At 38.4% G+C, this 1419-nt stretch carries 1 protein-coding gene; it reads left to right on the top strand.

All coding sequences use genetic code 11. The features are described 5' to 3' along the window. The first annotated feature begins 486 nt into the window (after window positions 1–486). A complete protein-coding gene (locus tag ABZ924_RS38675; RefSeq protein WP_361920436.1) occupies window positions 487–1068 on the top strand; it encodes a site-specific integrase in 582 nt (193 codons plus the stop codon). Window positions 1069–1419: the final 351 nt, after the last annotated feature.

Below are 1419 nucleotides of genomic sequence, written 5' to 3'. Positions count from 1 at the left end.
AAACGAAAAACTAGCCAAAATAAGTGTTCGCAAATAAAAAATACATGTGGATAGTAGGGGGATGACGATAAAAGTAAAAATACAACTCTGTCACAGCGAGAGAAAAAGGTATGTTGTTAAACATATTAACAGCGGTAGAGATACTTTTAACTACGAACTAGACAAGTTTAAGCAATAATTTCGTTTTTAAAATATTCCTTTTTTGGACGTCTTTCATTTTTTCGAATCTTCAGAAGGAAAAACGGGAAGAGGGAGAGTGGATTTAATATAAAATTATATAAAATCATTATACTATATAAACAATAAACGTGAATTAATTTTAATCAATTATAAATTTTAATGATAATATATATGATTAATAAAACTAAACAAAGGGACTATTTGTTTCAATTTGTTACTAATTAAGATAAAATAAATGAAAATGATAATAGTTACTTATAAATATACAGGAAGAAACTGGAATGGGAGAAAAGAGGGAGAAAAACCGTGGAATTGGCCAAAAATGGAAATTTAGGGAAATTACAGATTACGAACTTGTCGATGGGGGAGCTGCAGCAGAAAATCGATACCGCGGAAAAGGGGAAGCAAAATCCCTTTTCTAATTTTAATGACATGGAAATTCTCACTTGGTACATTTACGAGCAAAAGCACGTCGATGCTAAAAACGATCGATCCGACCGGACGCGCAAGGAATACGAAAATGAGTTGCGGCTGTTTGTCGAACACCTCCTGCAGCATGGATCTGAAATTGGCGTTGACATCGAGCAGATTAAAGAAGGCTCGCTATTCAAGTCGCTTGAGCCTCGTCATCTGCGCCGGTACCAGGAATGGCTGGTTTCCAGCAGTCCCCATATCCAAAAAGGGAAAGTGTACAGTCCCGCGACGATTGCCCGGAAAACGGCGATATTGAAATCGTTCTTTCAGTACCTGTATCGCGTGAAATATATCCGGACGAATCTGGCCAGTGGTTTGCGCATCGCAACGGTGCGGAAAGATGACCGGCCGGACAGGGACTTCAAAATCCGATTGAGCAATGTTTACTGCAAGCACTTGAACGCCTTGGTCTGAAAAGACATCAAATTGCCGATCCATAGCTGGCATTTCTTTCGCACACGGTTTCCTTTCTAGCAACCTAGTTTTCTCAAGGATTTTTAGCAGCCACAAAAACCCCTGCCATTGATATTAAATAACAACGACTGGGGCTTACAAAAGTTTCCATTCAAAGAGAATTGATAATCAGAAGAACCACCTGAAGATTTTGCTAGGAGACTATCAACTGCTCTCAATGCCATTCAACAAAATTCTTTAGTTTGAAGGACTAGCGAACTCTTTAATTAGTTGGCTTAGTCGCTGATGATAAGCTGTAACCTTAGCTGCGTCCCTTAAAATATCATTATATCCTTGATCTCCATTCTCAGC

The sequence above is a fragment of the Streptomyces sp. NPDC046876 genome (assembly GCF_040645035.1).
Lineage (GTDB): Bacteria > Actinomycetota > Actinomycetes > Streptomycetales > Streptomycetaceae > Streptomyces.
Note: the sequence above shows the minus strand (reverse complement) of the source record. Positions and strands in the feature narration are given on the sequence as shown.